We start from the raw sequence: 20,810 nt of genomic DNA on the forward strand, positions 1-20,810 counted from the left end.
AATTTCCTTCTCACCCATGCATCCCCCCAACCAACCAACTCTTAGCCCGATGAAAACCGATAGGAACTTGAATAATCGTCGTTTTCTGGGAACCTTCCAGTTCGTAAATGTCATCACATCCAATGGTATCAAATCCAAGCAGGGGGTGGCCGTTCATGCCAAGTGCGCTCGCTGTTAACAAGGTTCGCTGAAGCAGCATTCCCGCTTCCATGTGTTGAATGCGATATCCTCGGTAGCCAAGTTCACCTTTGTGATGTGTCCGCTCCCCAACGATATGCAGGCAAACCGGGACTTGATGGAGATTAACGTTGTGAAGAGACATTCCGGCCTGGAGGCTAAATCGAAAGTCACCTTCTTTAATAAGGAGAAGGGAATGCGAAGCAGCGTCATACCGATAGGCCCCATTCGGAATGCCATCAATCTGATAAAAGCATCCATAAATCGAGACCCTTTGCTTTTGATTTTCTTCTTTATCAAGATCGTTAGTGTATCCATAGGAATCCATGCTTTCCTTAAGCAGTGAAGCAAGCTGAATCTGATCCATTCGCTGTGCACGAAAATCCATTTCAGGTGAATAGCGATTTTGGCAAGCGTGAGCGAAGTTTTCGGATAGTTTCTTCCGTACCGCTGGCAAAGCGATGTGAACCTTACATTCTATTTTTTCTTCTCTCGCTTCTAATTGCCGAACTAACTCGATAGCTTCCAGTAGAGTCTCCTGATGAAGCTGAGTAATTTCAGGAAAAGGCAACACGGTTTGCGAACGTTGCTCATGCGTGGTTTGGATTTTTGGAATGGTGTTGCTTAAATGTGTAGCTGTGCTTTTACTGAGTATTTCATCAAATGCAATCTTTTCCCCTGATAGCGGGATAACGGCATAGGTGCTTTCCTCCTTACCGTCTATTCCGAGTAGATGATTAACAGCTTGATCGAGAAATTGAAAATGAATCTTAGGATGAAAACCACAGCGTTTACTCACCTCTAATAACTGCCCCAGAAGCGCGCCCGCATCCAATCCTTGAAGACGATACGAAAAATTGTGGTACTTAAAGAAGTTTTTCCAAAACATTGTGGTAATGATGACCGCTCCAAAACAATTGGAAAGGGTAGAGCTGTTCCCTAGTGCACTCGTTAAGTAAGAATCAAAATGGCCCTTCCTGAGTAAGAGAAGGCGATGGTGAGCGACATCGTAATGGTAGATTCCGTGTGGTAAGTCTTCTAGCTTAAGATAAACATATAGTTCACTTGGATATAAGCCGCCACCCGAAGGCGGGTAGCGGCGAAATCCTTGCATTGTTTCAGCTGATTCTTCCTTTGTGGAAGAAGGGAAAGCGGTCTGGTTAAACTGAGTCAGTCCATAAACGTACCAGAGAAAATATCCGATGTTATTTAGGTCAGGTGTTGGGTGAAAGGACTGATCTTGAATCGCAAGGGGAATATCGTAAGGAAGTTGATACTCCGGCAAATGGCGGTAAACCTTATATGGAAGGGGAGCATCGTCCCAATCCACTTCCCAGTTTGGTGGCGTTACAAGGTCATTTTGAAAATGCAGCTGGTGTAAAAACAGGTCGAGATCCATGACATACCTCCTTGCCACGTTAAGGAAATGGATGCGGATAAGGGTTGAGCTCCTCAATCGTTAAGTCTCGATCAACAAATCCGAGTTCTTTTGGAACCGTTAATACTCTGCTTAATCCGGTGACGCGTCTAAGGTGATGGCCAAATGTCATCGGAAGCATACCTGGAATGATCACTTTTGCGCAGTGGAGTCCGTTCCGTTTTATTTCAGGGGTCGTTTGATCAACAACGATTACGTCTAAGTTTAAGTGCCGGAACGTTTGTAACAGGTTATTGAGATCCTCTGTAAGATCGTCATGATGCTTTGCTGGTTGAAAGGCCTCTTGGAATGTTTGCAGCGGTCGGTTTTGATTTAGTAAAAAGTGAAGGCGTTCTTCTGCTTCAGGAAGTCCATAAAGCATGCCGTGATCATCCATTTTCTTTACGAGCGAAGAGTCATGATACATGGCTAAAAAGTCGTCTTTCTTCTTTTTGAATTCTTTATTTAACGGCGTGATCATACCCACACTTTCAAAAATCGCGCTTTTTACAGCGCGAACAGGATCGAGATGGGCGCCGGCCGCACACATGAGATTTAAACGATCAGAGTCAGAGGTGCTGTTCTTCGTGATCGTTAAAATACACGGGATGCCGTGCTCCATCGTGGCATTGTATAAATAAAGATTATAGCCCGTTATCTCCTGCATTCGGTCAATCATCAAGTGGAGCTCCTCGTCGTTTGACGAGTAAGGATCAATTTGCGGAAGCGGAAGCTGGGCGTACCAGCTCATCAGAAAAGAATCACGTTCAAGCACTTCCATCATGCCGTAGAAAATGGCTTCTTCAAGACTTCCCCCGATCGCACAGCCGTTTGACGTTTCAAAAACAAAACCATCTCCGCAGCCCATACTGTAATACGCGAGACGCTCAGGAACGAGAATAGGCTCGTTTTCAATAAGTGAGTAGCCCCACACCCAGTTCATTTTTCGATCAGGATGAAAAGGAGAGAAAGGATATCCTTTCTCTGCATACTGTTCATCAGCATGAACGCCGAGCTGAAGCGGGTTTAAGGCGCGGTCCAGGTTACGATAGCAATCGTGAACGACAGTCCTTTTTCCTTTCGGATCAATCCCGCACGAGCGTTCCAATCCTTCCAATATCGCAGTCATTTGACTCATCGCATACGAGTTTGTTCTTCCTGCCGAGCCTTCATTTCCATTGAAGAGAGGGAGGTTCACAATCGCATCCGCATACGTTGTTTCAAAATCGATCATGAGACGATTTAAAAGGCCTGTGCGTGAGTCGAGGTAATCCTTTGAGAGCACGTTGCGTAAGTCGTCGATCGACCGAGTGCGGTAGCCGCTGACTTTTTGACTTGGTTTTAACGTTATCATCGCGTCCGTATCTTCTGGGAGAGAACTGCATACGGAACAATAGGCATCTGGTAAGATCCGGTGGCGAGAGCTTTCAAGGGAAGCTAAGTTTAGTAAATGGATTGCATTGAGAAACTGAGGTGGTTTGCCATCCGCTAGATGCTGTACTTCGTTTTTGATTAGCTGAGCTATTTGAAGAAGACTGGTTTGTGAGATCCATTGATCCTCACTCCCGTTACCCCTTTGGGTTAACACCTGCTGAATCTTCCAGAGATCTTCGCGATCGGTCGCTGCCATCATCTTTCTCGTATCCGCACACTGTGAACAGCCTGCGATTCCAGGCTGAACGAGTGGCCCGATCACCCCTTCGCCAAATGATAAAAATGCGCGTAACCAATTGATACCGAGCTCTCGTGCCACTTCTTCGGCTTGTGTGTGGAGTGATGGATGCCAGCTGTCGTGAATAACCAGTAACAAGGATGTCTCCTCAGGGATCGTCCCTTCTAAATCAGAGAGAAGCGTGAGGTGATGTGGAGCGAGTTGTTCCGCTACGCAATCTCGCAGCAGACCATTTCCGACTAAGGTAATGTGAGCACTCACGTCATCTCCCCCTCTCGTAACAGTACGCCATATATGTTTATGGCTCCATCTTTTTCAAACGTATCGAGATTTATTTTGATAATGGAGAGGTGTTCGAAACGGTTCATAACAGAACGAAGAACTTTAGCCTGATCGTGTGGGTCATAAGCAGGGATATCAATGGACTGGATCGATCTATCTTCAAAAGGAATGGTTGAAAAAGAGAGAGCTGCTGAAATGTTCTTGTTTTGAGCTTCTTTCACAGCTTGTAGGAGCGCACGTTGTAATGCGAGCACGAACGTCATCCCGACGCTTCCGTACCAGCGGTTATCCGATGCTTTCCTCCAAACGACAGGAAGGCCGTTTGAATCTTTTCCTAAAGCGAGATCCGGTACTTTGTTCATGGTTGTTAACACTTTCAAATAGTAGCGACAGGGTTTGTCTTCAACATGTTGAGCTGCAAATCGACAAATCCCTTCCATGCACTGATCGGCTTTCTGATTCCATTCCTCTTCTAACGCTGTTTGCAGTGCGCGACTGACAGCCTCAACAAACGTTTCTCCAACACCTAAGTGGAGATCGGCTTCTGAGTACATAGCTTTTTGGAAAGAAGAGGGAAGTGACGCGATTATCTCTTCTTTTAATGGCAGAACGTACTCCTCAATACCAGTCAATCCAGCATCAAGCCTTGCTTCTTCGTGTGTTAAAGCTGAACTTATTAGACTCGGATGTAACAGAGAAGATCCGGTTGGTTTGACGTTAACTGGCTGAATCTCACATTGAGCTAAAGGCAATTGATTTAGCTCACCCTCTTCCCACTTATGGAAAATGCCCAACTGGCTGGTTAACTGACTGAAATAGTAAAGGAGTTTGTTTTGATCTTTTTTCTTATCTTCACTAAATTCTTTGGAGAGCTTTTCGACTTCGATTTTTCCTGTGACGAGCGGATGAGGGCGATAGGAATGCCATTTGCCTTCAAGGGTTTCAAGATTAAGCAGAAACACTTGATTGTTCGAAAGTACAGGGAGGCCTGTGCACTTTTTAAACCATTCAAATGCGACCATATTTGCAAGCATCGATCCAGCAGGCGGTGAAAAGGAGCCGGTGTTTTGCGGTTCATGCAAACTTCGCCACGCAGATTCCCAGCAGCCGCTGTCTTGCGTAACGAGCGGACCGGCCATTCCAATTCCTTTTGTACAGATGGCGGGGAAAAACGGCTTATTTTTTTCTTTACAGGCATGCAGAAGACTTCGTAGCTCCTGAACATTTTCTTCGGAAGAGACATATAAAATGGCGTCGAATGGTTCGATCTGCTTATCCCAAGCGATCGGGCCTCTCTTTAATACAACCTCAATTGAGACTTCAGCATCTGATTTTTTTGCTGAAACTTCTAATTGTCTGATTCGATTTTGGCTCGTCTTTTCATCCGTTAATAGTACCTGGAAACGAGGTAAACCAGATGTTAGCAAGGAAGAAACCAATCCAATTAACATCGATCCTTCTCCAACAGCCAAAACGTTTTTCTGCCGGTATTGCTGAAACCGATAAGCACCGGAATCAGAAAAGCTTTCGATGTACTCAATCTGTGGAGCGAACTTCTCCACAATATGTGGTTTTAATTGGTGGGGACGGTCCTGACTAACGTCACGAAGAAACCCATTCGTATAGAGGGTATTTGTAATTTCGTAAACTCGATCACGATAAGGCTTTGTTAGACCCCCTGTGAGGGTTTCAAGTGAATATTCGCCGTTATACATCGGAATCAGCTTTTCGATCCATTGATGGATCGTGCTCCCTTCCATTCGAAAGGACCCTGCATTGTTTCTGAAATAGACGCTTCCACTAGGTTCCGGCATGAAAAACGTGCCTTTCTTTAGCTTTAAACGCATGGAAGGCTGAATATTCGTCATAAGACACCTCCTGACCCATAGATCTGACTTCATACTATGAGTCTATGTTTGCAGATTTGTCTCTTATGTGTGGACAAATAGTAGGAAGCATCGTTATCGAATTCCTTTTAATTATTTTGTGAAGTTACTGAAATTAAATAAAAGCCACGCCTTAATCCAGAGAAGGATAAAAGAGTGGCTTTGAAAAAACCTCTACGCTATTAATGAAGGTGTTTCTTTTCGATTTAATGAATACCAGATAATTAAACTTTCGAAACACCGTTTTAATCAATAATCGCAATGCCTTGCTTTTCATACAACCGTTTAATATCTGCATTTACATTCTCCGTGATTAAGTATGTTAACTGATCGGTTGGCGAGACAATATGATTTGATACGGTATCCAATTTATCGTTTGTCACCATCCCTAACACTTCGGTTGATATCGAAGCCATTTTTCGTTTCACAAGTGCCTCTGACGAACTTGGTACACTTATCCCGATTTCAGGATCTATATTATATATCCCCATAATATAGAGATCTGCGCGCATCGTATTCAACGTTTCGTAAGTGTCTATGCCTAAATTCACCATAGACTGCTTAAATAAAGTGCCTCCGATCATAATAACCTCTAACTCACTATGGTTAGAAAGTGCCATAGCAATAGGGGGGCTGTTTGTTATCAGAGTACCTTTTAATGACAAAGGAAGCTGATGGACTAGTTGTAGATTCGTTGTCCCGCCGTCAATCATAAGAACCATGTCATCTTTAATATAATGTAGCGCTTTGTGAGCTAGATTCAATTTCGTTTCATTATAGATCTCTTTTCTCGTTGTAAAGTCCTGGACAGGTGGTCCTTTTCGTAACGCCCCGCTATGCACTCGTTTGATAACTCCCTGGCTGTCCAGCTCTTTTAAATCTCTTCTAATGGTATCTTCTGAAACGGACAAACGCTTACTTAAGTCGCTTGCAATGATTTTGTGTTCTTCGTTTAGAATATCAATAATTTTTTGTTGGCGTTCTTGTTTAAGCATAACCTTAAGACCCCTTTTGTCATTTCTTTCAGTATATCATGGACGCGATCACTTCTAAATATCAACTCTGCATTAAAACGCAAAAACATGCAATAAATCGCTTTACTTTTTCTTGTTCATGCATTATTATAATTAAAAAAGCGCACAAACACAAACTAGGAGGCACAAACATGCAGAAAAACATTACGATCGCACCGTCTATTATGTGTGCAGATCTTTGTAACTTAGAAAAAAGTGTTAGAGAGATTGAGGAAGCTGGTCTTGATACGTTACATATCGACATTATTGATGGGGCCTTTAGTCCGTCCATGCCACTAGGAATTAATACGATTGAACAACTGAGACAAATTACGGATATGAAATTTGACGTTCATATTATGGCTAATACCAATGAGTTTTTTATTCAAGAGATGTTGCGAATTGGAGTTGAACAAATTACTTTCCATATTGAAACGAGTTTTCATACGGATCGCTACGTTAACTTAATCAAGAAGCATAACACCAGGGTGGGAATCGCTCTAAATCCAGCTACTCCATTGTCAGTATTGGATTATGTGTTACCACAATGCGATACGGTATTGCTTATGCTCATCAATCCGGGATTTGCAACGGATAAAGGGGAGAAGCAAGTGACGTATGCTGCGAAGAAAGTAGAGGATTTGTCTAAGATGATCCAGTCACAAGGGTTGGATACAAAGATTGAAGTGGACGGACGTGTCTCTCTTGATACCATCTCTACTCTCGTTAGAGCTGGTGCTGACATATTGGTGGCTGGAAGTACGAGTTTATTTGAACGAAGTAATCGTTTGAAAGACAACAAAATATTTATGGAATCACTTATTGCTGAAGGATTAAATGAGGAGGCTACGATTAATGGTTAATTATAAGGAAGCATCTGGTGTTATTACAAATGAAATTACGTCAACGCTAACGAACGTGAATAGCAATGAAATTGATCATTTAATCGATCAAATCAATAAAGCGGAAAAAGTTTTCTTTGTCGGAGTAGGAAGAGTGCTTTTATCTTTACAATCGATCGCCAAAAGGTTTGCACATCTAGGTGTACAGACGTATGTGGTTGGGCAAATAACAGAACCTGCTATGACGGATAAAGACTTGCTTATTGTCGGTTCAGGGAGTGGTGAAACGGCTTTTCCTCTCATTATTGCTAAAAAAGCGAAAGAACTAAACGCAACTGTTGCTCATATTGGTGCTAATCCAAATAGTTCAATGAGCCAATACGCAGACGTGTTTGTCCGTCTTCCTATAAGTTCAAACCCAGAATCATCAGAAGAAGTGCAATCAGAGCAACCTATGAAGAGCTTATTTGAACAGAGTTTACTTTTGTTAGGAGACGCAATCGCATTGATGATCGTCAGAAAAGAGAATATTGAATTGAATTCCTTGTGGGAGTTTCATGCGAACTTAGAATAGTAGATTCCTGTGGTCAATGAAGGCAACTTTCGTTTACTTTCTATTTCTTTGCAAAAAGATATCACGCAAACAATTGGTATAGACGCTTGTCTATAGGCATCCTATACTAACTTCTAACGATCGCTAAGCGAAGAACTGATAGAAAATGAAGTAAAGGGGGCTCAATAATGAAAGCGCTACATTTCGGTGCGGGTAATATCGGTAGAGGTTTAATCGGGAACTTGCTCAACAAAACAGGATATCGTATCTGTTTTGTTGATGCAAACCAGGGACTAATTGATCGTATCAATAACCAACAGCAGTATGTGATCGAGTTATTGGATGAAAATCATTCACAAGAAACGGTTTCTTCTGTGAAAGGGTTACATACTAGTGCTCACGATGACATTATTGATGCCATTGTAGAAGCGGACTTGATTACCACATCGGTTGGGGTCAATAATCTCAAAAGAATTGCTCCGATTCTATCGCAAGGACTTCTAAGGAGAAAGGAATTGACCAAACTTCCGATCGATGTCATGGCGAATGAAAATACAATCAATGCTTCCTCGAAATTGAAGGAAGAGATAAGAAAGATCGTTTCAGAAAAAGAAATGAATGAACTAAGCGCTGGATTTCCAAACTCGGCGATCGACCGTCTTTCCCTTTCTGAAGAGAGAGTTGAAGGGGATGTTGCCCTGGTAGAACCCTATTATGAATGGGTCATTAATCGATCTGAAATGGTGAATCCAGATTTGCCTGACATAGAAGGTGCCACTTATGTTCAAACATTAAAACCTTATATTGAACGAAAGTTGTTTATCGTCAATATGGGACATGCCGCCACAGCTTATATGGCAAACGTAAAAGGCTATCAAACGATACAGCAAGCTTTGCAGGATCCAAGCCTTGAGGAGTTCTTACGAGCATCTCTGCATGAATCTGCCCGTTATTTCGTGCACACATATTCCATGGATGAACAAGAATTGGAATCATTTATAGAAAAAACGATTGCCCGCTTCAAGAACAAAAATATTAGCGATGATATTTTTCGAGTGGGAAGAGCCCCTATACGAAAGCTTGGTTCTGAGGAGAGGTTAGTTAAACCAACCGTAGCTCTTTCGAATATGGACTTGCCGATCAAGAACTTAACTTCTGCGATTGCAGCGGCGTTTTTATTTCATAATCCTAAAGATGAAGAGTCAGTTGCCCTTCAAGAGTATGTCGATGAGAAAGGGATAGAGCTTGCAATCACTCATTTCACCGAAATAAAAGACTCTAAGATTCGAACAAAGATAAAAGATCAATATATTCATTTAAAAAAAGAACGGTCATTGAAAATCTAATTAGGAAGGGTGCTTTTATTATGCTAAGCGAACATTTGAAAGGAAATATTCAATTTCTAAACTCTGTAAGTTCTTGGGAGGAAGCGATCAAAGAATCTGCTGCTCCTTTACGAAAAGATGGAAACATTACAGATCAGTATATCGAGGATATGATTCAAAACGTCCACACAAATGGTCCTTACATTGTGATTGTTCCAGGAATTGCGATGCCCCATGCTCAAAATGAAGACGGTGTCATCAAAACAGGCGTGTCACTTCTGAAGTTAGATGAAGCTGTCTTATTTCCACAAGACAAAAAAGTTAATCTGCTATTTACGTTAGCTGCTGAAGATTCCTCTGGTCACTTAGATTTGATCTCAGACTTATCTTCGCTACTAATAGAAGATGAAGTCAGAGAACAACTCGAACAATCTAACAGTGAACAAGAGATCCTGGATTTGATTCAAACAGTTGAATAAACACATTAGGTTGATAGAGATAGTCAAGGTTAGCTAAGTTTTTTCTTATTTAAGAAGATGAGAAAGGGATGATTCAGATGGCAAGTCCTGCAAAGGCAACGACTGAAAACAATGTAGTAGACATAAATCGTCCTTCTACAAGGGCTAGAGTTCAAGCTTTTGGCGGATTCTTAACCAATATGGTTCTGCCAAATATCGGTGCATTCATCGCTTGGGGTTTGTTAACCGCTTTGTTTATACCTACTGGTTGGATTCCTAATGAAGATCTGGCGCAAATTGTCGGTCCGGCCATTACTTACTTGCTTCCTTTGCTTCTTGCTATAACTGGTGGGCGTATGGTCGGAGGTCAACGAGGAGCTGTTATGGGAGCGATTGGGGCGATTGGTCTGATCGTCGGATCAGATATACCAATGTTCTTAGGAGCGATGGTGATCGGGCCTTTAGGAGGACTGATCATAAAGAAATTTGACCAAGCGATTGAAAATAAAATTCCTGCCGGATTTGAAATGATTGTTAATAACTTCTCACTTGGAATACTCGGATTTTTATTGATGATCGTATCCTTTTACTTTATCGGTCCAGTAATTGAATCGGCGAATAACTTTGTTACGTCAACGATCGAAGCATTGGTTGCTACGGGATTATTGCCATTACTATCTGTTATCAATGAACCAGCAAAAGTATTGTTCTTAAATAATGTCATTGACCAGGGGATTTACTATCCACTCGGCATGCAGGCCGCTGCTGAAACTGGAAAATCAATTTACTTTACTGTCGCTTCTAACCCTGGGCCAGGACTTGGCTTGTTGCTAGCATTCACCTTCTTTGGTAAAAAGACAGCCAAACGAACGGCTCCTGGGGCAATGATTATCCATTTCTTCGGTGGGATCCATGAACTGTATTTTCCTTATGTACTAATGAAACCCCTTACAATACTAGGGATGATTGGTGGAGGAATGACGGGTATTGCGGTGTTTAGTTTATTTGATGCAGGCCTTGTAGCTGGACCAAGTCCTGGTTCTATTTTTGCTTATCTAGGACTTACTCCAAAAGGAAGTTTCATCGGTATTATTGCTGGGGTTCTAGCAGCTACTGCCGTCACCTTTTTCATCACCTCTCTTATCTTGAAAATGGAAAAGAATAAGGATGAGGATGAAGAGGATGAAGAGCTTTCCCATTCGATTGAAAAGTCGAAAGCAATGAAGCAAGAAGGGAAGCAGCTAGCGAATTCAAATGATACAAAGAATGAAGAGATCAATAAGATTTCATTCGTCTGTGATGCAGGAGCGGGAAGTAGTGCTTTAGGGGCGACAACTTTCAGGAAAAAATTACAGAAAAAAGGGATCGAAGGTCTTGAAGTAAAACATTATAGAATAGAAGATGCCCCGCAAGATACAGACATTATCGTTGTTCATAAGGATCTTTATGAAAGAGCGAAGCACGCCCATAAGGATAAGGAAATTATTACGATTGAGAACTATCTTAATGATCCTAGCTTAGTAGAACTGATAGACAGGTTAGAAGACCAATGAGTATTCACTTGTATGACCTTAGTCAATTCATTTAATTATATTACCAAAAGACCAGGAGCAATAGCGTTGCGACCTGGTCTTTTTAGCGCTCTCTACTATTTTTGCATTTCCATCCTATGAAAAGCACACCGGGAGCAATCCAAAGAATTTTATCTGAATGAGAGTCTAAGAGATGAAAATCTTTGAATCTTTATGATGGTGGTATGAAGTTTATCTTTAAGTGGCTCTAACAATATGAAAGTTATTAAAACGCATTCGAAGATTTGAAAATTATCTGGGGAGGAACAGATCGCACACCTAACGATTGATCGCCTCAACCATGTCGTCATCTTGCTGGAAAAAAAACGCCCCCACCCATAAGAAAACCTCCACCCAAAGAAGAAGAATAACAACCCAACTCCACAGAAGTAAAAAATGATGTTGAAACTGATCGATAAAAGATATCGAGTTTTGTCGATCTGAAATTGCCATCGAAAAAGCGTAAAACATCCCAAAGGTAAAGTTCCTCGACCACTGACTCACATCATACATGAATAAGCCCTGTTGCCAACCGTATACTTGTACTCTCTTGACAGCTTTTACGATTTCAATCGTCTCAACTTCTTTAAGGAGTTTACAACTTCTAAAGTCCTTTTTCACTACAGTTGTTCTCTATTTCCCTTGTTTTTTTACCATAATTGATGTTAACTTAAATACAACTGAATAAAATCTAATGTTTTCTAGGGTTCCGTAACTGATTAAGTTGGTCTGGTCCGAGAGAAAACACGCAGTTTTCAACTGTGACACGGAAGGATAAAAGCCTGGGAGAAGCTGTTTAGCAGTGATCTCTCAGGCTTTTTGTTTATTAGCTGTTTTGGGGAGAATATAGATGGAGGTGCTCGTTAATTGGATGAAAATTGGTTAAAAGTGTTTATTGCTGCTTTTTTTGAAGTTTTGTGGGTGATTGGTTTAAACCACGCAAGTGACTTTTGGACTTGGGCTGGAACGATTATTTCGATTATAATAAGCTTCTACTTAATGATTATAGCTGGTCGAGAACTACCTGTGGGAACGGTGTATGCCGTTTTTGTAGGATTGGGTACAGCAGGAACTGTTTTATCAGACATCCTATTTTTTGGCGAACCATTTAAGATTGGAAAAATTCTATTGATTGTTGTTTTATTGGCAGGTGTCATTGGGTTGAAGTTAGTGACAATAGATAAAGAACAAGAAGGAGAGCAATCGTAATGGCGTGGGGATCTTTACTATTAGCAGGATTATTTGAAATGCTTGGTGTCGTTATGATAAACAAGCTGCATAAGGACAAAAATTGGCAATCTTTAGTGATGTTAATTCTTAGTTTTGGGGTAAGTTTTCTTTTTTTAGCTTTTGCTATGAACAGTATAGCGATGGGGACGGCTTATGCCATTTGGACTGGAATTGGAGCGTCCGGTGGAGCAATAGTAGGGATGTATTTATATGGTGAATCAAAAGATTGGAAAAGAGTTTTATTTATAGGAATGGTTTTAAGTGCAGCGATTGGTTTAAAGTTGATTTCATAAAAAAACTAGTGAAGAGAGACTTTCTCCATTTTTCATAACATGAAAGAGCGCTTATCTTTTCATAGATAAACGCTCTTTTCTACTTCCAACATATACAAAACACACCTAAACTATCCATTTTGAAATGGGATCGGTACACTTTTATATATCTTAAAATAAGGAGACCATCATACTGTGCCTCGTATACAATCAACTGAATTCTTTTGTAAAAGCTGTTACCTGAATTTCATCCCCGGCCAGCACGTTGCTTATCTCAGTGAAAAGCATTATACCGTTTGTGAATCTTGTTCTACTCACGAAAGCCATATTGAATGGCGAATTGTTAAAGATATTTTTGATTAATCAGCTATCGGTTTTTTTGACGTTTGTTCTACCCATTTTACAAATGACTCCCCATAGAAGTGTTTGTTCATATCAGACACGATGGACATGAACTGAGCTCGTTTGTGTGGATCCATTTCCTTCATATAGTTCCAGAATTGATATTCGTAGGTGGAAGAGGTGTGCAGAATGTTCTTACCTTCTGGGCTAAGTGATACATAGGTAACGCGTCGATCCTGGTTCTTTTTCGTTTGGATGATCAGGTCTTTTTTTGTCATACGTGTTAATACCTGAGCCACCGTTGATATATCGAGCAAGCTTAATTCAGCTAGTTTGGTGAGGGTAATGGATTTTTCTAGATAGACAATCCACAAAATGTGTTGTTCTGCCTGTGTGATTCCGAGGTCTTTTGCGGCCATTTGCCATTCCTTATCTAATACTTTGAATGCCGCACGCATGTGATTCATGATGTAATGCAATTGATTTTCCATACATCGATCCTTTCTATAAGAGGTTTAGTTCTATTTTACTATAAAATGAAGTATGCGGGAAATGATCTGATAGACTAGCAAAGGGTTAATAGCTTTAAAAAAAACATTGTTTAGATGGGGTTTACTATTAAGAAGGAGAAGTACAGGAGGTTATTACTGTAGCACACTCGGATGGTAATCCGAACTAATTGAACAACATCATTAGGGGAAAGCAACGTCATAAGGAATAATAGTGAGCAAATAAGGCGCTATTAAAGCGCCTTATTTGCTCACTATTATGTAGTAAAATACTTTTCTAGTGCCTGCTGTAACGTTCCAAGTGTTTTAGTTTTTTCATTTAACATAATACCGAGATCCGTAACTTTCCTGACAACTGCTTTCCTTAATCCAGTTATGACGGTGTTACACCCCATTAGTGAAGCACCATCAATGATTTGAATCAATCGGTAAATATCATCACCACTAATATCTGCTACTCCGGATAAGTCTATAATCAATGTCTGAAGACGCATATCGCTTATTACTGTTAAAACCTTATCCTCAAGGACTTCGGTTCTTTGAGAATCAATTGCCCCGATCAATGGGAGGATGCTAACTGAGCGGTTAATGGGTATAATTGGCACGGATAGATTTTTAACTTGTTCTTTTTGAGCGTTTATCAGGGAATCTTTATATTTTGTATAACTTATGAAGAAAGAATTTAAAAAGTAGTCTACCCGGTTGTTAATTTGTTTTTCCATTTCAAAGAAATCAAAACTCTTATTTTTACCTTGCAATTCAGTATATTTTTGGAAAAACACCCACAGCGTTCGTCTTATGGCTTGTACCCACTCTAACTTAAACGAGATTGCAAGGGAGTGCGTTGCCCAGGCAATTCCTTCTTTTTCGGCAAACGCGTGAAGCTCCTGGTCCTTCTCTTCAATGATATAAACAACGAGTGAATGAGCATTGGTCACAAGGTCGATATTCCCTATTCTTAGTATTTCTTCAATCTTATCCTTTACGGTGACAGCTTCTTGTAGGAGCGTTTCTGTAAAAAGTTGACTGTTTTCTTCGAAGAATTCTATAAATTGAAAAAATTCTTCATGCGTGAGTGTTTGCAATTTCCTCTCCTCCTAGAATGTTATACTAGTCACTTTTATTATAAAACAAATTCCATTTAAATTCAGTACATTTTCCAATGGCTCTTCATTAGCTCTAATCACTGTTCAAACTGTGGGAGTGTAGAGATATGTCATCCGCAGATTTATTTTTCCTTCTTTTTTAAATGAAAAAAGGCGCGATTAGGCGCCTTTTCTAGTCTTGATAAATGCTATTTCGCATTTTCATCTGGTTGATGAACCCCAAAGATGTTTCCTTCCGTATCCTTATAGTATCCCTGCCATGCCATCCCCGATAGCGCGTATTTAGGTAATGCGACCACACCGCCTTTTCCAAGGATTTTTGCTTCAATCGTATCGTAATCTTCTACCCCCATCGTACAGGCATAGCCGTTTACGGGCTGATTTGGTTCCGGAGGTGGACCTTGACGCTGCATGAGTGCACCGTTAATGCCAGGCTGGTCGTCACCGCCAGTGACGACGCCAAAGTAAGGCATGCCAGCAAAGTCGCTCCAGTCTTCAAACGTCCATCCGAATACATCCCCATAAAACTGTTTTGCGCGGTCCATGTCATCGACGTGAATTTCGAAATGCACAATTCTTCCCATAATTCCCTCCTGAATGATCGTTGTGTCTTCATCAATGTATTTTCGATAAGGCGCATAAGCACTCCTTCTAGAATAAACAAAATGCACGCAGGTTTTTGGTGGAAGGAAGATTCTTTTGTTTTATCGAATAGGTAGAAGGGAGAATTTAAGCAAGTGTTTGTCAATGAGGAGGGAATGTGATGCTATTTATGCTGATTGTGAAAGCATCGAAGAATTCGGAAGCTGGAAAGCTACCAAGCGCTGAGCTTATGGCAGCGATGTCAACGTACAATGAAGAGCTAGTAAAAGCTGGCGTTCGGGTGATGGCAAAAGGCCTGCATCCAAGTTCGAATGGATTGCGTATTTCGTATCCACACGGTGCCCCTGTCGTGACGGAAGGGCCGTTCCCTGAAACGAAAGAAATCATTGCTGGATTCATCCTCATTGATGTGGAGTCGAAAGAGGAAGCGGTTGAGTGGGCGATGCGCATGCCAGACCCGCAAGGAAATGGCGAGGGACTAGTTGAACTGCGCCAAGTCTTTGAGTAGCTTTCATTCATTAGGAAGTGGGAGGAGTACCAATGATTCATGAACTTGATCAAGCTGAATTCTACAAATGCAAAACGTTACTAAATGATATCGGACATCTAGAAGCAAAAGCGGTCATCGAGGGGAATAACCCTGGGCGCGTTTTCGTCGATCATCTCGAGATCCCTAAAGCAGGGCTTATCTGGTTAGGAAATCATGACGGTTTTTTCTTTATTGGAGATGAACAAAGTGATGTGTTTCTTCAAGAGATCAATAATTTTATGGATACGACAATCATTCCTGAAGCAAGGCAGCTGAACGTAACGACTTTTATCGCTATTGGAAACCATTCAAGGTGGAATAAAACAATCGAGACGCTCTTCACCCATCGGGACATGAATAAATTCAAACAACATGTGTATCGACTCGAACACCCTAAAGAGCATCATCATCCTTCCATTAAATCCGAGTACCAGGTAATCAAAATCAGCGAAGCTCTACTTAACGATCAGAACCATTCAATTACCAATAATCGCTTCTTACAGTCGAAGATAGCTGAATTCTGGGCTTCACTTAATGACTTTTTGGCAAAGGGAATCGGGTATGGCGTTGTCTATCAAAATCAACTTGTGAGTTTGTGTTTTTCTGGATTTGTGGCTGGAAATGTTCACGAGTTAGATATGGAAACCATCGAGGAGCACCAAGGGAAGAAATTAGGTCAGGTGGCAGCGTCCAGTGTGGTGAAGGAGTGTGTTGATAAGGGGATGGTTCCATATTGGGACTGTGAAGAGGCAAATCAGGCTTCCAATGCCATTGCGAGAAAGATAGGGTTAGAGAAAATCTTTTCTTACAATGTGTATCTTTTTCCGATGGATTCCTAAGTGAATTTAATTAATAAGAGGTGAGTGTATGGTTTTTTTACATAAAGTTCAAAAAGAAGAAGAGACGATTTTGCATAATCTCATGCAATTTTATTTTTATGAGTTTAGTAAATACTTACCAAACATGAAGTTGGGAGTTAATGGCGCCTACAAGAAAATTGAGTTAGATCATTATTGGCGTGATCAACACCAGGCTTATTTTATTAAGTTAGGTGATGAAATGATTGGTTTTGCTCTTGTCGAAATGGGCAGTCTTTCAAGTTCAAATACCATTCAGGAGTTCTTTATTATGGCTAAATATCAGGGGAATGGATATGGAAACGAAAGTGCGAAAAAACTGTTTGCGATGTTTCCTGGGGAATGGGAGGTAACTCAGATCGAAAAGAATAAACCTGCACGAGCTTTTTGGAAAGGGTTAATTAAGGAAGTGACTGCCAATCAATATAAGGAATATCATGAAAACGGCTCTTACGTACAGAAATTTAATGTATAGATTAGTAGAGCAAGAGAGTCATCAGGTGTTTGGACTTTCAGGTGATGGATGTCCTAGTTATCGCGTCATTCAGGGAGTCACGATGGGACGACCAAGTGTTATTCGCTCTGAGGTTTTTATAAAGAATGGGGAGATTAGTTGAGGAAACCACTTTCTGGGGAGGAGATTTATTTGAGTTCAAGCAGAACAATGATTAGGTCTGACATCAATGAAGTTTCGATGCTAATCGCAGAGTTAAACAATAAGGAAGATTCGTACATTGGCTACTGTGGAACCGAAGTTGAAGAGATTGCTAACTCTTTTGTAGAAGATATAACGGATATTCATTATACGAAGAGTTTTGTAGTAGCTTATGAGAAAGATGAATTGGTTGGTGTTTTAGGATTTGATGCTTCCCTAGAAAGTCATCATGCAGAAATATGGGGGCCATTTGTGAAAAAACCTGAATGGGTCAACCAGCTATGGACTGAAATGGAGAAATTACTACCTCCTGAAATACATAAACTCAGTATGTTCACAAGTCATCACAATCAAAATCTATTAAGCTTCGCTAAGGAAATGGGATTTGTTAAACAAAGTGAGCAATCCATACTAACGGTTTCTCGTGAGAATAGGCTGCAAATAAAAGATGAACCGATTGTGGAACTAACGGAAGAGTACTTCTCAGAGATAAAACAATTACATGATGAAGCTTTTCCAGAAACGTATTATAACGGGCAACAATTGATCGAGCGCCTTAGTCAGAATCGAAAAGTGTTTATTGTGAAAGAATCCAATCAGCTAAAAGGATATATTTATGTGGAGGCTGAACCAGCGTTTGGAGAGGCTAGCATTGAGTATATGGCCGTTATAGATTCGGAACGAGGTAAGGGATTTGGGGAGCAGCTGATAACTGGTGGCGTGCAATGGATTTTTACTTATGAGGATATTTCTTCCATCACACTTTGTGTTAATGCAGCTAATGAAACAGCCATAAAATTGTATAAGAAGGTTGGTTTTGAGCACGAACATGATTTAGTATTTTTGCAAAAGAATAGATGATTGTTACCAAGGAACTTCAAAATATGAAGTTCTTTTTTATATAGAATGGAAATAAGATTCAGATAATTATTGTATATATTGTGTATATTGTATATAATTAATTACAGATAATTGAAAGAGGTTTTTTTATGAAAATTATACTATCCAACAGTTCAAAGACACCGATCTATGAGCAGATTCACATCCAATTAAAAGAACAGATTCTAGCAGGTGATCTGAAGTCTGGACAGCCACTTCCATCGATGCGTCAATTGGCGAAGGATCTAAATGTTAGTCTCATAACATCTAAACGAGCCTATGAGGAACTTGAAAAAAACGGGTTCATTTATTCAATCGTTGGAAAAGGGTCATTTGTATCGGAACAAAATAAGGAAATGATTAAGGAAAGAAAAATGCAGGGGATTGAAGAGCAATTGGTGACTGCCATCAAAAATAGTAAAGACATCGGCGTCACGCTAACCGAATTAAAAGAGTTGCTGACCATTTTATATAGGGGGGAAGAATGATGCAAGATGAAAATGTGATCGAACTCCAGCATGTCTGTAAGTCCTTTGAAGGTTTTAGCCTAAGGGATTTCTCGTTAAAGGTTAAAAAGGGATATGTGACAGGGTTTATCGGGGGAAATGGTGTAGGGAAGTCCACCACAATTAAACTGATTATGAATTTGTTACAACCTGATAGTGGATCGGTTTCTGTATTTGGATTAAATTACAAAGATCATGAGAAAGACATAAAGCAGCGAATTGGATTTGTATTTGATGAAAATGTGTTCTATGAACATCTCACACTGGCTGAGATAAAAGCAATCGTAAGAAATGCATATATAAATTGGGATGAACAGATATTTAGCCAATATATAAGTATGTTCAACTTACCACTAAATAAAAAAATGCAAACTTTTTCTAAAGGAATGATGATTAAAGCGTCTTTAAGTATCGCATTGTCTCATCATGCGGAATTAATTATTATGGATGAACCTACTTCAGGATTAGATCCTATTTTTCGAAGAGAACTATTAGATCTTTTGCATCAACTGCTGCAAGATGGGGATAAAACAATCTTTTTTTCCACTCATATTACATCTGATCTGGCCTCGATTGCTGATTATATAACCTTTATTCATGATGGGGCACATATTTTCACGAAAGATTTTCAAGAAATTGAGCAGGAATATGCGATTGTTAAAGGTGGGCTGGAATTACTAGATCAGGAAACAGAACAGGAATTTATAGCTGTACGAAAAATGCCTTATGGATTTGAAGCTTTAACCTCAAATAAGCAACGAACAAAGAGTATATTTGGAGAAATGGCGCTTTATGAAAAACCAACCCTAGAAGATATCATGTACTTCACAAAGAAAGGGGAAGGATCTCTTGTTTAACTTAATACATAAAGATATCATCTTATTAAAAAAAACGATGCTCGTATTATTGGCAATTTTATGTGTGTATTTGATCTTGGATTTTTCTATTATCTGGGTAGGAATCCTTTGTAGTATATTGATATCGATGCAATCCTTTACCTTAGATGAAAAATCCACCATCCAACTATTGCTTAATTCTCTCCCCTATACAAGGAAAGAGATTGTGAGTTCAAAGTATATTGTTGCCGTTCTCTTTACGCTATTGATCGCTACAGTTACTTATATTGGTAACATAATCATCCATGGAGAAATGACTTCTTGGAAAGAACTATTGTTCATGGTTGCTGTTGTAATGTCGATTCTGTCATTCATATTTCCTTTTTGTTATAAATTTAAAAGCAATTATCTTATGATAGCGGCAATTGGTTTATTTGCAATGTATCTGTTGACAGTTACTTTTTTTATCCATGATTTACATGATCGTATGAGAGCGTTTGTTAAGTTGCTTTTAACTTCCAATAATACTGTAGAATATCTTGCTATAGGGGTGTCCGTCCTCCTTTTATACATATGTTCAGGATTTGTATCCCTCCGCATTTATAGAAAGAAATTGCTTTAATAGACTTACAAAAAAGTTCATTTAATATATGAATTCGTTTTAAATGCATTCATCATTAAAAGACCCTGGAAGTGCTTAGCGCTTCCAGGGTCTTTTTTCGTTGATCTATGTGAAGCGGCATCAAGTGTACTTAGAATAGTTAGTCGATTTCACGATTTTGACGTGGTCTTCAGAGTCTAAGACCTGATCAAGTTCAGCGACCACCGCAGCGACCGCATCTGCCACATCCGCCACATCTTGCGGCACATCCACCACAACCTGCGCATCGAGCACAGCCAGCACAGCCAGCACAACCTCCACAGCCGGCACAGCCTACGCAACCCGCACAGCGGAAACACCCAAAACACCCAAAACACACAAACCCTATTAATCGAGTATCATTTGGATCTATATTCTGATCTCTATTTGTATAATAGTTAGCTTGCTCACATGGAACTAACTCCTGGGCATGGTACTCTCCAACATCTAAGTGCTGAAGATCGTTTTGAAATTGATTCATTTTTGTAACCTCCATCAAACGTTTTCATGGACTGAAATCCACATTCCTAAGCGTTTATCTCATGAAGCACTTTCTTCAACACACTATGTAGATGGGCTGGGTCATGTTCTTAAGTAGAGAGCGAAATAAATTTGCGAGAGCGTCGGATAAGGTTTCAGTGAAGCATTAG

General features: G+C 40.2%; 23 protein-coding genes and 1 riboswitch. Of the genes, 14 read left to right on the forward strand and 9 right to left on the reverse strand.

What is annotated here, in order from left to right:
* Nucleotides 1-10: 10 nt before the first annotated feature.
* From PQ578_RS10460 to PQ578_RS10475, 4 genes are all read right to left on the reverse strand, one after another.
* Entirely contained in the window at nt 11-1,576 is a 1,566-nt protein-coding gene (locus PQ578_RS10460) for a SagB family peptide dehydrogenase (RefSeq protein ID WP_273834234.1), read from the reverse strand.
* Nucleotides 1,577-1,595: 19 nt separating this feature from the next.
* The gene (locus tag PQ578_RS10465; RefSeq protein ID WP_273834235.1) at nt 1,596-3,527 is read right to left on the reverse strand and encodes a TOMM precursor leader peptide-binding protein; all 1,932 of its coding nucleotides are present in this window, start codon (nt 3,525-3,527) and stop codon (nt 1,596-1,598) included.
* Complete coding sequence (locus tag PQ578_RS10470; protein ID WP_273834236.1) at nt 3,524-5,416, reverse strand: putative thiazole-containing bacteriocin maturation protein; 1,893 nt, start codon at nt 5,414-5,416, stop codon at nt 3,524-3,526. The genes PQ578_RS10465 and PQ578_RS10470 overlap by 4 nt, the downstream gene beginning before the upstream one ends.
* A gap of 263 nt (nt 5,417-5,679) precedes the next feature.
* A complete protein-coding gene (locus PQ578_RS10475) occupies nt 5,680-6,429 on the reverse strand; it encodes a DeoR/GlpR family DNA-binding transcription regulator (protein ID WP_273834237.1) in 750 nt (249 codons plus the stop codon).
* 170 nt (nt 6,430-6,599) lie between these two features.
* Between PQ578_RS10475 and PQ578_RS10480 the strand changes: the two genes are divergently transcribed.
* From PQ578_RS10480 to PQ578_RS10500, 5 genes are all read left to right on the forward strand, one after another.
* On the forward strand, nt 6,600-7,310 hold the full coding sequence (locus PQ578_RS10480) for a ribulose-phosphate 3-epimerase (RefSeq protein ID WP_273834239.1): 711 nt from the start codon (nt 6,600-6,602) through the stop codon (nt 7,308-7,310).
* Nucleotides 7,303-7,863 (forward strand): 6-phospho-3-hexuloisomerase, encoded by a 561-nt coding sequence (gene hxlB, locus PQ578_RS10485; protein ID WP_273834241.1) that lies wholly within the window; start codon nt 7,303-7,305, stop codon nt 7,861-7,863. The genes PQ578_RS10480 and hxlB overlap by 8 nt, the downstream gene beginning before the upstream one ends.
* 167 nt (nt 7,864-8,030) lie before the next feature.
* On the forward strand, nt 8,031-9,188 hold the full coding sequence (locus PQ578_RS10490; protein ID WP_273834242.1) for a mannitol-1-phosphate 5-dehydrogenase: 1,158 nt from the start codon (nt 8,031-8,033) through the stop codon (nt 9,186-9,188).
* A 20-nt stretch (nt 9,189-9,208) separates the two neighbouring features.
* A complete protein-coding gene (locus tag PQ578_RS10495) occupies nt 9,209-9,646 on the forward strand; it encodes a PTS sugar transporter subunit IIA (protein WP_273834243.1) in 438 nt (145 codons plus the stop codon).
* A 77-nt stretch (nt 9,647-9,723) separates the two neighbouring features.
* On the forward strand, nt 9,724-11,178 hold the full coding sequence (locus PQ578_RS10500; RefSeq protein ID WP_273834245.1) for a PTS mannitol transporter subunit IIBC: 1,455 nt from the start codon (nt 9,724-9,726) through the stop codon (nt 11,176-11,178).
* A gap of 297 nt (nt 11,179-11,475) precedes the next feature.
* Here the strand turns inward: PQ578_RS10500 and PQ578_RS10505 are convergent, their stop codons facing one another.
* Nucleotides 11,476-11,817 carry a hypothetical protein gene (locus PQ578_RS10505; protein ID WP_273834246.1) on the reverse strand — a complete coding sequence of 114 codons (342 nt, stop codon included), beginning with the start codon at nt 11,815-11,817 and terminating at the stop codon, nt 11,476-11,478.
* A gap of 69 nt (nt 11,818-11,886) precedes the next feature.
* A riboswitch (guanidine-I (ykkC/yxkD leader) is annotated at nt 11,887-11,987 on the forward strand.
* Between the two features lie 76 nt (nt 11,988-12,063).
* On the opposite strand from PQ578_RS10505, the gene PQ578_RS10510 reads away from it, so the two are divergent.
* Nucleotides 12,064-12,405: a DMT family transporter gene (locus tag PQ578_RS10510; protein ID WP_273834247.1), complete on the forward strand. Its 342-nt coding sequence runs from the start codon at nt 12,064-12,066 to the stop codon at nt 12,403-12,405.
* On the forward strand, nt 12,405-12,719 hold the full coding sequence (locus tag PQ578_RS10515) for a DMT family transporter (protein ID WP_273834248.1): 315 nt from the start codon (nt 12,405-12,407) through the stop codon (nt 12,717-12,719). The genes PQ578_RS10510 and PQ578_RS10515 overlap by 1 nt, the downstream gene beginning before the upstream one ends.
* A 338-nt stretch (nt 12,720-13,057) precedes the next feature.
* On the opposite strand, the gene PQ578_RS10520 is transcribed toward PQ578_RS10515, so the two are convergent.
* From PQ578_RS10520 to PQ578_RS10530, 3 genes are all read right to left on the reverse strand, one after another.
* The gene (locus tag PQ578_RS10520) at nt 13,058-13,531 is read right to left on the reverse strand and encodes a MarR family winged helix-turn-helix transcriptional regulator (RefSeq protein WP_273834249.1); all 474 of its coding nucleotides are present in this window, start codon (nt 13,529-13,531) and stop codon (nt 13,058-13,060) included.
* Between the two features lie 275 nt (nt 13,532-13,806).
* Entirely contained in the window at nt 13,807-14,634 is an 828-nt protein-coding gene (locus tag PQ578_RS10525; RefSeq protein ID WP_273834251.1) for an STAS domain-containing protein, read from the reverse strand.
* Nucleotides 14,635-14,843: 209 nt separating this feature from the next.
* Nucleotides 14,844-15,239 carry a VOC family protein gene (locus tag PQ578_RS10530; protein ID WP_273834252.1) on the reverse strand — a complete coding sequence of 132 codons (396 nt, stop codon included), beginning with the start codon at nt 15,237-15,239 and terminating at the stop codon, nt 14,844-14,846.
* Between the two features lie 179 nt (nt 15,240-15,418).
* On the opposite strand from PQ578_RS10530, the gene PQ578_RS10535 reads away from it, so the two are divergent.
* From PQ578_RS10535 to PQ578_RS10565, 7 genes are all read left to right on the forward strand, one after another.
* The gene (locus PQ578_RS10535) at nt 15,419-15,766 is read left to right on the forward strand and encodes a YciI family protein (protein WP_273834253.1); all 348 of its coding nucleotides are present in this window, start codon (nt 15,419-15,421) and stop codon (nt 15,764-15,766) included.
* Nucleotides 15,767-15,798: 32 nt separating this feature from the next.
* On the forward strand, nt 15,799-16,626 hold the full coding sequence (locus PQ578_RS10540) for a GNAT family N-acetyltransferase (RefSeq protein ID WP_273834254.1): 828 nt from the start codon (nt 15,799-15,801) through the stop codon (nt 16,624-16,626).
* A gap of 28 nt (nt 16,627-16,654) precedes the next feature.
* Nucleotides 16,655-17,119, forward strand: coding sequence for a GNAT family N-acetyltransferase (locus PQ578_RS10545; protein WP_273834255.1), 465 nt, complete (start codon nt 16,655-16,657; stop codon nt 17,117-17,119).
* A gap of 171 nt (nt 17,120-17,290) precedes the next feature.
* Nucleotides 17,291-18,160: a GNAT family N-acetyltransferase gene (locus PQ578_RS10550; protein ID WP_273834256.1), complete on the forward strand. Its 870-nt coding sequence runs from the start codon at nt 17,291-17,293 to the stop codon at nt 18,158-18,160.
* Nucleotides 18,161-18,288: 128 nt separating this feature from the next.
* Entirely contained in the window at nt 18,289-18,666 is a 378-nt protein-coding gene (locus tag PQ578_RS10555) for a GntR family transcriptional regulator (RefSeq protein WP_273834257.1), read from the forward strand.
* Nucleotides 18,666-19,541, forward strand: a complete 876-nt coding sequence (locus PQ578_RS10560; protein ID WP_420541541.1) for an ABC transporter ATP-binding protein — start codon at nt 18,666-18,668, stop codon at nt 19,539-19,541. The genes PQ578_RS10555 and PQ578_RS10560 overlap by 1 nt, the downstream gene beginning before the upstream one ends.
* On the forward strand, nt 19,534-20,142 hold the full coding sequence (locus tag PQ578_RS10565) for an ABC-2 transporter permease (RefSeq protein WP_273834259.1): 609 nt from the start codon (nt 19,534-19,536) through the stop codon (nt 20,140-20,142). The genes PQ578_RS10560 and PQ578_RS10565 overlap by 8 nt, the downstream gene beginning before the upstream one ends.
* 193 nt (nt 20,143-20,335) lie before the next feature.
* Here the strand turns inward: PQ578_RS10565 and PQ578_RS10570 are convergent, their stop codons facing one another.
* Nucleotides 20,336-20,641, reverse strand: coding sequence for a hypothetical protein (locus PQ578_RS10570; RefSeq protein WP_273834260.1), 306 nt, complete (start codon nt 20,639-20,641; stop codon nt 20,336-20,338).
* Nucleotides 20,642-20,810: the final 169 nt, after the last annotated feature.

Origin of the sequence: Guptibacillus sedimenti (assembly GCF_028610665.1) — a bacterium.
Lineage (GTDB): Bacteria > Bacillota > Bacilli > Bacillales > Guptibacillaceae > Guptibacillus > Guptibacillus sedimenti.

What these genes read in the sequence shown, in the direction of transcription:
- PQ578_RS10460 (WP_273834234.1), bottom strand. Translation starts at nt 1,576, where the DNA reads ATGGATCTCGACCTGTTTTTACACCAGCTGCATTTTCAAAATGACCTT.
- PQ578_RS10470 (WP_273834236.1), bottom strand. Translation starts at nt 5,416, where the DNA reads ATGACGAATATTCAGCCTTCCATGCGTTTAAAGCTAAAGAAAGGCACG.
- PQ578_RS10475 (WP_273834237.1), bottom strand. Translation starts at nt 6,429, where the DNA reads ATGCTTAAACAAGAACGCCAACAAAAAATTATTGATATTCTAAACGAA.
- PQ578_RS10480 (WP_273834239.1), top strand. Translation starts at nt 6,600, where the DNA reads ATGCAGAAAAACATTACGATCGCACCGTCTATTATGTGTGCAGATCTT.
- hxlB (WP_273834241.1), top strand. Translation starts at nt 7,303, where the DNA reads ATGGTTAATTATAAGGAAGCATCTGGTGTTATTACAAATGAAATTACG.
- PQ578_RS10490 (WP_273834242.1), top strand. Translation starts at nt 8,031, where the DNA reads ATGAAAGCGCTACATTTCGGTGCGGGTAATATCGGTAGAGGTTTAATC.
- PQ578_RS10495 (WP_273834243.1), top strand. Translation starts at nt 9,209, where the DNA reads ATGCTAAGCGAACATTTGAAAGGAAATATTCAATTTCTAAACTCTGTA.
- PQ578_RS10500 (WP_273834245.1), top strand. Translation starts at nt 9,724, where the DNA reads ATGGCAAGTCCTGCAAAGGCAACGACTGAAAACAATGTAGTAGACATA.
- PQ578_RS10515 (WP_273834248.1), top strand. Translation starts at nt 12,405, where the DNA reads ATGGCGTGGGGATCTTTACTATTAGCAGGATTATTTGAAATGCTTGGT.
- PQ578_RS10520 (WP_273834249.1), bottom strand. Translation starts at nt 13,531, where the DNA reads ATGGAAAATCAATTGCATTACATCATGAATCACATGCGTGCGGCATTC.
- PQ578_RS10530 (WP_273834252.1), bottom strand. Translation starts at nt 15,239, where the DNA reads ATGGGAAGAATTGTGCATTTCGAAATTCACGTCGATGACATGGACCGC.
- PQ578_RS10535 (WP_273834253.1), top strand. Translation starts at nt 15,419, where the DNA reads ATGCTATTTATGCTGATTGTGAAAGCATCGAAGAATTCGGAAGCTGGA.
- PQ578_RS10540 (WP_273834254.1), top strand. Translation starts at nt 15,799, where the DNA reads ATGATTCATGAACTTGATCAAGCTGAATTCTACAAATGCAAAACGTTA.
- PQ578_RS10545 (WP_273834255.1), top strand. Translation starts at nt 16,655, where the DNA reads ATGGTTTTTTTACATAAAGTTCAAAAAGAAGAAGAGACGATTTTGCAT.
- PQ578_RS10555 (WP_273834257.1), top strand. Translation starts at nt 18,289, where the DNA reads ATGAAAATTATACTATCCAACAGTTCAAAGACACCGATCTATGAGCAG.
- PQ578_RS10560 (WP_420541541.1), top strand. Translation starts at nt 18,666, where the DNA reads ATGCAAGATGAAAATGTGATCGAACTCCAGCATGTCTGTAAGTCCTTT.
- PQ578_RS10570 (WP_273834260.1), bottom strand. Translation starts at nt 20,641, where the DNA reads ATGAATCAATTTCAAAACGATCTTCAGCACTTAGATGTTGGAGAGTAC.